This is a genomic window from Bradyrhizobium sp. IC4059 (assembly GCF_020193615.1).
Taxonomy (GTDB): Bacteria; Pseudomonadota; Alphaproteobacteria; order Rhizobiales; family Xanthobacteraceae; genus Bradyrhizobium; species Bradyrhizobium yuanmingense.
On the sequence record NZ_JADYVH010000052.1, the window covers coordinates 1 to 412 of the forward strand.

The 412-nt window shown below is 42.2% G+C and carries 1 pseudogene; it reads left to right on the top strand.

The window, feature by feature from the left end:
- A pseudogene (locus I6F12_RS37055) lies at positions 1-412 on the top strand (MSCRAMM family adhesin SdrC); the annotation flags it as partial.

Consider the following 412-nt stretch of genomic DNA (forward strand, 5'->3'; position numbering starts at 1 on the left):
ATGTACTAGTCGACTTACTCAATGAAGCTGAATCGCTATCTGATACTGATGTTGATTTTGATGCACTATCTGAATCACTTGTTGACGTGCTTGTCGATTTACTCAATGATGCGGACGTACTGTCTGATACTGACGTTGACGTCGATGCACTATCCGAATCACTTGTTGATGTGCTTGTCGATTTACTCAATGATGCGGAATCGCTATCTGACACTGACGTTGATGTTGACGCACTATCTGAATCGCTCGTTGACGTACTTGTCGACTTACTCAACGATGCGGAGTCGCTATCTGATACAGATGTTGATTTTGACGCACTATCTGAGTCGCTTGTTGACGTACTTGTTGACTTACTCAATGAAGCTGAATCGCTATCTGATACTGATGTTGATTTTGATGCACTATCTGAATC